This is a genomic window from Psittacicella hinzii, from assembly GCF_003585935.1.
Classification (GTDB): Bacteria; Pseudomonadota; Gammaproteobacteria; order Enterobacterales; family Psittacicellaceae; genus Psittacicella; species Psittacicella hinzii.
Window position 1 is genome coordinate 1 of the sequence record NZ_NRJG01000109.1, and the last position, 7,903, is coordinate 7,903.

Sequence of the window (7,903 nt, forward strand, 5' to 3'; positions counted from 1 at the left end):
TGTGAATATTGCCTGCTTTGGATAAGAGGAATATTTGTGTGTATAAACGTACATGTTAAGTGTTAGTACTTAAAAATGCAGAGCATAAGATAAACTCTTGTTTATAAGATACAAACTAATTACCATACAGTAATAGGAAAATCCCATGTGGAGAAAATCTCTCGAAGACTGGTTAAGTAGCTCCTCATTATCAGGTTTTAACCAATTATATATTGAACAGCTATATGAACAATATGCTGTAGATCCAAGTAGCATTGACCCAAATTGGGCACAATTATTTAATGATTTAGAAGAAGGCGCTCTAATTAAAAAGAGTCGTTATTATGATGTCTTAAATCGTGATGAAAATGTTGCTTGCGCCAACTTAATCGAGACCTATCGTAATTACGGACATTTAATCGCAAATATCGACCCTTTACACCTTTGGCGTCGCAATCAAAGCGTACCATTCAATTTAATAGACTTTAATTTACATCCTGATAATGAAATCAGTTTATCTACCGCTTTTGCTGGTAATAAAAAGTACGTTATCGCTGATCTTTACCAGAAGTTAAGAGAGATTTACGCTGGTAATATTGGTTATGAGTTTAGCCATATTAGTAATTTAGCAGTTAAAGAATGGTTAACTAAAGCTATTGAAAATAATAATCTAGAACTTACTTATGTTGAAAAAGTAAGAATGCTAAACCGTTTAGTACGTGCTGAGACCTTAGAAGCTGTATTAAACAATAAATTCCCTGGAGCTAAACGTTTTAGTTTAGAGGGACTAGAATCATTTATTGTTCTTTTAGATACCTTATACCAATTAGCTGCTGATAATAATTATCGCGATATTTATCTTGGTATGGCACATCGTGGTCGTTTAAACGCTTTAGTTAATAACTTTGGCATGCCGATAAACGAACTTTTTGATCTTTTTAATGGTAAAGCTTCTTTAGACGGTAAACTGTATGCCGGAGATGTTAAATATCATTTAGGTCGAGACGTAGAGTTTATTAAAACCTCAGTAGTAAATAACGCTAAAAATAAGATTGTTGATAATGCTCCACAAGATACATTAAATGCTCATTTACTATTTAATCCATCTCATTTAGAGTTTGTGAATGCTGTAGTAATGGGTGCTGTGCGTGCCAAAGAATCTTACTATAACCAGGTTGAAAATAATGACGAATACACTAATCGAGGTGACTTTGGAGTTTCTAAAGCAACGGATTATGTATTACCAGTTTATACACATGGAGATTCAGCTGTATCTGGACAAGGTTTAATCCAAGAAATGTTAAACATGTCTAATACTCGCGCTTACTCTGTAGGTGGGGGTATTCACCTTGTTTTAAATAACCAAATTGGTTTTACAACGTCAAATACTAAGGATACACGTTCATCAATTTATGCTACAGATATAGCTAAAATGATTGACGCGCCAATCTTCCACGTAAATGCTGAAGATCTTGATGCTGTCGTACGCGTAGCTACTTTAGCCTTTAATTATCGTCAAAGATACAAAAAAGATGTATTCATTGATTTAGTCGGTTATCGTCGTCAAGGACATAACGAAGCTGATGATCCAAAAGTAACTCAGCCACAAATGTATGCTCTAATTGGTAACAAAGAGCTTTTATCAACTGAGTACGCTAATAAATTACATAAATTAGGTATTCTTGAACGTGATTATTTAGAGCAAATTCGTAAAAGCATTTACAATGAATTAGCTTTAGGTAAAGATAGTTTAGTTATTGGTAATTTACAAGTTAATAAATCTTTAGTACCACAAGAAGGTTTTACTAAAGCTCCAATGACACAAGAAGGTCGTCAATATAGTTGTGAGCCTTATGCACGTTTATCTGAACGTGAATTAACAGACCTAGCATATGCAGTAAACGAATATCCTGATAGCTATGTATTGCCTAATACATTAGATCGCATGTATAAACAACGCGATAAAAGTTTAAAACAACAAAAACCTCTCCTATGGGGGCAAGTTGAACTTTTAGCTTATGCTAGTCTATTAAGTTTAGGCAAAAATATTCGCTTAAGTGGTGAAGACGCAGGTCGTGGAACATTTTTCCACCGTGGTGCAGTTATTAACGATGTTAATAATGAACGTGATTATATCCCTCTCTTAAATATTGCTAAACAATATAACGCTAAGTTTGAGGTCTGGGACTCTACACTTTCAGAAACAGGTGTTTTAGCATTTGAGTATGGATATAGTATTAATGATCCTCAAACTCTAGTTTTATGGGAAGCGCAATTTGGTGATTTTGCTAATGTGGCTCAACCTATCATCGATCAATTTATCGTCAGTGGAGAAACCAAGTGGGATCAAGTATCAGGTCTAACTTTACTTTTACCACATGGCTTTGAAGGTCAAGGGTCTGAACACTCGAGCGCACGTATAGAGCGTTTCTTACAACTTTGTGCTAACAATAATATGCAAGTGGTTGTGCCTACTACTGCTGCTAATATGTACCACTTATTAATGCAGCAAGGGATGAGACAAAACAAAAAACCACTCTTAATCTTTACTCCAAAATCATTACTCCGTAATGAAGCTGCTGGTGTAACTATTAAAGATTTAGCACATAGTGACTTTACTCCGCTTTATAGTAATCTACAAAAAGAACAATTAGCTAAAACAGAAAAACTAGTAATTACGGTTGGTAAAATCCGCTATGCTGTAGAGCAAAAATTACAAGATTTAGCTAATGACACTATTCAACAAGTGCACATTGAACAGCTATATCCATTCCCGCAAGCACAATTAGAGAAGATTATTAAGAAAATGCCTAATCTTAAACTTGTAGAATGGGTACAAGATGAGCCACAAAACCAAGGTGCATGGAATTTTGTTTTACCTTACCTCTTACAAAGCTTAATAGATAAAGGACAACAAATTCGTATAAATTACAATGGTCGCGCTGCAAGTGCTGCACCTGCTACGGCTTATGCTCAAGTGCATAAAGAGCAAGAAGCTGAAATTTTAAATAATCTTGAGAATGTAAATAATTTTATCTTTTAAAGATACGTAATTTAGAGACACAAGAACATGTCAACAATTGAAATTAAAGGTCCAATTCTACCTGAATCAGTAGCCAATGCTGAATTTCATCAATGGTTAGTAACTGTAAACGAAGAAGTATTAGCAAATACTAAAATTGCCATTGTAGAAAGTGACAAGGTATCTTTTGAGATTACTGCTCCTACCGATGGTTTTATTACTGAGTTTGTAGTAAAACCGGGTCAAACTATTAAATCAGGTGAACTTCTAGCTTATTTCACAGCCAAAGCAGTGACTAAAGCAAGTGCTAAACAAGAAACTCCTGAACCTGTAAGTGCAAAAGTAGAACCTGCATCTACAAGTGCTAAAGTAGAAGAAGTTGCAGCTAAAGTAGAAAATACTGAAAATAAAGCACAAGCAGAGTTCACCAAAGCAAAAGCTGCACCTAGTTATTCAGAACAACCAATGCAAAAAGAAAATGATTTTTCTTTAGCAGCGGAAAAAACTAACTTAGGTCCTAAAGCTCGTCGATTAATTCATGAACATGGCGTTAGTTCAACCGAAGTTGAAAGTTATTTACGTCAAAAATTACCGCCACGTGTAATTGCTAACCAAATTAAATTACGTCAGTTAAATGAAGCTGTAGAGCCATTAAAAACGCGCGTGCCAATGACTTCAATTCGTAAGCATATTGCTAAACGTATGCTAGAGTCAAAAAACAGCACGGCTATGTTAACGACTTTTAATGAAGTTGATTTACAAAATATCATTAATATTCGTAAACAATATGGTGAAGCTTTCCAGAAAAAACACAATATCCGTTTAGGATTTATGAGTTTTTTCGTAAAAGCGGTAACTGTAGCAATGAGAGAATATCCAATTATCAGCGCATGCATTGAAGGTGATGATATTGTTTATTCAAATACTACTGATATTTCGATTGCCGTATCAACCGAACGTGGTCTGGTAACTCCAGTTTTACGTAATACAGAAAATAAATCTCTAGCACGAATCGAAAAAGAAATTGCTGAATTGGCAGCTAAAGGTAATAATAATCGCTTAACCATTGAAGATATGACCGGTGGAAACTTTACTATTACTAATGGTGGGGTTTTCGGTTCATTATTCTCAACGCCTATTATTAATCCACCACAATCAGCGATTTTAGGGATGCATGGAATTAAAAAACGTCCAGTTGTAGTAGATGAGCAAATTGTTATTCGTCCAATGATGTATATTGCTTTATCGTACGACCACCGTTTAATCGATGGTAAAGACTCTGTACGTTTCTTAGTACGTGTGAAAGAGTTATTAGAAGATCCAACACAAATTATTCTGGATTTATAATTTTGCGAATATTTTAGGCTAATCTCGTGTTAGCCTAAAATATTGATCTTAAAACAGTAATAATTTGCGTAAACTTTACGAATAGTTGTTATATGAACATCTTTGATCTTATAGTAAAAATTCATAATTCAGGTTTAAAAACACCAGCTGAAAAGTTACTTAATCAAGTAGCTAATTTAGTGGTACCTGATTATGTAAAACAAACTGATGATTATCTTGCATTAAAAGGCAAAAATATTTTGTGCAAAGTAAGTGATACAGATTTATGTTTAAACTTATCTTTTGCCGAGCAAGTGGAAATTTACTCTGTAGAGACAAGTACACAAGCTGATCTGTGTTTAATGGTTACAAGTGAAGTAGCTCGTAGCCTGGCGCAAGAAAAGAATCCAGATTTAGAAACTTTACTGAAAGAAGAAAAAATTAGCATTCAAGGTGATAAACAATTACTTATTAATGCCATAAACCTAACTAACCGCTTAGATTTAAGTCTAGAAAATATTTTATGTAAAACCTTAGGTGATGTACCTGGATATTTTTTATCGCAAGGTATTAAACAAGGTGCTAAATTGGGAAATCATTTACAAAATTTTGTAACTGATTTATCTGATAACTTAATGCATAAAAATCAACAAAGTGATGATCCGTTTATCGATCATTCACAAAGTCAAAATACAAGCACTTCACCATTAAGCGATTTAAAGAATTTTGTTGAACAAAATGATTTAGTAAATAAAGCTCGTGCCTTATTTAATGAAAATCTTTTCAATCAAGTAGCTAAATCTATTTTCCCTGACCAGACTAAAGATAAAAGAGGATCTAGTGGTGAGTAGTTTATGGCGTTTAATATATATAACTTATATCTTACGCAGATTTAGATTAGATACTTATTTTGCTAAAAAATATAATTTAGTTGTTTTTAAATTAATAGCTCTTTTCTTCTTTTGGGTGCCTAATAAGTATCCTCAATACTCTATTGGTCTAAGATTAAGATTAGCTTTAGAGCACTTAGGACCATTGTGGGTAAAACTAGGACAGTTATTATCTATCCAAGATGATTTCTTTAACAGTGAAATTACTCAAGAGTTAAAACAGTTACAAGAGAGAGTTCAACCTTTTGCTAGTAAGCAAGCGCAGGCGATAATCAACCGTGATTTAAATGGTAAAGTAGAGAAATTATTACCATTTATTGCTGAACAACCTTTAGCTAGTGCTTCAATTGCTCAAGTTTATGCCGCACAATTAAATTATCAAGCTTTAGTTAATTTAAAAGAACAGCTAGGTGAGCATGACAATTTAGTTATAAATGATCTAGATGATTTTAGCGCGAGTACTAATGTTGAGGTAGTAGTAAAAGTTATTCGTCCATTTGTACGCCAGCAAATTCAAAAAGATTTACGTCTTTTACGCTTTCTTACTTCCATAATTAATGAACATCTTGATTCGGCTAATCGTATTCGTAGTGCTGAAATCGTAGATGAACTAGAAAATAGTTGCAGAGTTGAATTAGATTTAACTCTTGAAGCTGGTAATGGACAAACGTTACGTAATGACTGGCTAAACTCGCATATTCTTTACGTGCCTAAAGTTTTTTTCGCAAGTAAGGATATTGCTGTTGTTGAACGTATTCATGGTACTTCGATCAATAACTATCAAGAATTAATTTCCAAACAGGTTAACACCGAACTCTTAGCAAAACGCGGAGTTGAGATCTTTTTTCGTCAGTTACTAGAATATAACTTTTTCCATGCAGACATGCATCCTGGGAATATTTTTGCTGACATCACAGATCCACAAGATCCAACTTATATCGCAATCGATTTCGGTATTGTTGGTAGTTTAACTGCTATTGATAAGAAGTATTTAGTAGAAAACCTTATTGCGTTTTTCCGCCGTGATTATAAGAAGATCGCTGAGTTGCATATTAATTCTGGTTGGATTAGAGGCAAAGTTGAAATTAACGAATTAGAGCGGCAAATTAGTCGTGCTTTAGATCCTCTCTTTAATAAGTCTTTAAATGACATTCGTTTAAGTTTAGTTTTAAAGAATTTATTTAAGGTTGGACGCGACTATAATATGGTGGTACAACCACAATTAATTTTGCTACAAAAGACTCTAGTCTATGTTGAAGCCATGGGACGCAATGTTTACCCTGAATTAAATTTATGGGAAACTGCTAAACCGATTTTAGAACAGTGGTTTGAAAAGGAATATGGTTTAAAAGCACAAAGTATTAAAGTTGCTAAAACTTTACCCCATATTTTTGATTTTATGGGACATGTTCCTGACGATGTTTATCGTCTATTTGATAACCAACAGCAACTATTACAAAAGCTTGAACAAATGACAACTAAGTTTGAACGACAACAAGCTAAAATTATAAATTTTATGCTTTTTGGCTTCGGGATGTTGTTTATAGTTTTAAGCTCGCTTCTCTATAGTTTAAACTTAGTGTTTCTGTCTGTTGTAGCTACTGTTTTAAGTGTAATATTACTCGTTAGTCTTATTATCAAAATTTTTATAGGTGCATTTAAATGACCCTTAATATTGTAGAACGTCAATACCCTACTACAAGGTTACGTCGTAATCGTAAAAGTGAATTTACTCGTAATTTAGTACGTGAAAACACTTTAACAGTCGATGATTTAATCTATCCAGTTTTTATCCTTGAAGGTGAAAACCGTCAAGAAGAAATACCTTCAATGCCAGGTCAATATCGCTATTCTATTGATTTATTAGTTGAAAAAGCTAAACAGTGGCATGAATTAGGTATTAATCTTATTGTCTTATTCCCTGTAGTTGAGAGTAATAAAACTATATTAGCCGAAGAAGCTTATAACGAAAACGGTCTAGTACAAAAAGCTATTCGCGCTTTAAAAGCTAATATTCCTAGTTTAGGGGTAATGACAGATGTAGCTTTAGATCCGTATACGACTCACGGGCAAGACGGTATTATTGATGACAATGGTTATGTACTTAATGACATAACTGTGCAAGTTCTAACTAAGCAAGCTTTAAGTCACGCTAAAGCTGGGGCTGATATTATTTCTCCATCGGACATGATGGACGGACGTATTAAAGCTATTCGTGATATTTTGGAAGCTAATAATTTTGTAAATGTTCAAATTATAGCTTACTCTGCTAAATATGCTTCGGCATTCTATGGTCCATTTAGAGACGCAGTTGGTTCAACAGGCAATCTAAAAGGAGGTAATAAATTCTCTTACCAAATGGATCCAGCAAATTTAAATGAAGCTTTACATGAAGTGGCAATGGATATTAGTGAGGGAGCTGATATGGTGATGATAAAACCAGGTCTACCTTATTTAGACGTATGCCGTAAAGTTAAAGATACTTTTGCAGTTCCTACTTTTGCATATCATGTATCAGGTGAGTATGCAATGTTAAAAGCAGCTGGTTTACAAGGTTGGATTGATTATAAAAAATGCGTACTTGAAGCAATGATGTGTTTTAAGCGCGCTGGTTGTGATGGAATTCTTACTTATTGTGCACCAGAAGTAGCTCAATGGCTCAAAAACAAATAATAAAAATGGCAAG

5 protein-coding genes are annotated in these 7,903 nt (G+C 33.9%); all 5 read left to right on the forward strand.

The window, feature by feature from the left end; translation table 11 throughout:
- Window positions 1–145 precede the first annotated feature (145 nt).
- The 5 genes from CKF58_RS05940 (at window position 146) to hemB (ending at window position 7,890) form a co-directional block, all read left to right on the forward strand.
- Window positions 146–3,022 carry a 2-oxoglutarate dehydrogenase E1 component gene (locus CKF58_RS05940; RefSeq protein WP_119531943.1) on the forward strand — a complete coding sequence of 959 codons (2,877 nt, stop codon included), beginning with the start codon at window positions 146–148 and terminating at the stop codon, window positions 3,020–3,022.
- 27 nt (window positions 3,023–3,049) lie between these two features.
- Window positions 3,050–4,348: a dihydrolipoyllysine-residue succinyltransferase gene (gene sucB / locus CKF58_RS05945; protein WP_119531945.1), complete on the forward strand. Its 1,299-nt coding sequence runs from the start codon at window positions 3,050–3,052 to the stop codon at window positions 4,346–4,348.
- A 92-nt stretch (window positions 4,349–4,440) separates the two neighbouring features.
- Window positions 4,441–5,178, forward strand: a complete 738-nt coding sequence (locus CKF58_RS05950; RefSeq protein ID WP_119531947.1) for an SCP2 sterol-binding domain-containing protein — start codon at window positions 4,441–4,443, stop codon at window positions 5,176–5,178.
- 115 nt (window positions 5,179–5,293) lie between these two features.
- Window positions 5,294–6,883, forward strand: coding sequence for an AarF/UbiB family protein (locus tag CKF58_RS05955; protein WP_222987732.1), 1,590 nt, complete (start codon window positions 5,294–5,296; stop codon window positions 6,881–6,883).
- The gene (hemB, locus tag CKF58_RS05960) at window positions 6,880–7,890 is read left to right on the forward strand and encodes a porphobilinogen synthase (RefSeq protein WP_119531951.1); all 1,011 of its coding nucleotides are present in this window, start codon (window positions 6,880–6,882) and stop codon (window positions 7,888–7,890) included. Before CKF58_RS05955 ends, hemB begins: the two co-directional genes overlap by 4 nt.
- Window positions 7,891–7,903: the final 13 nt, after the last annotated feature.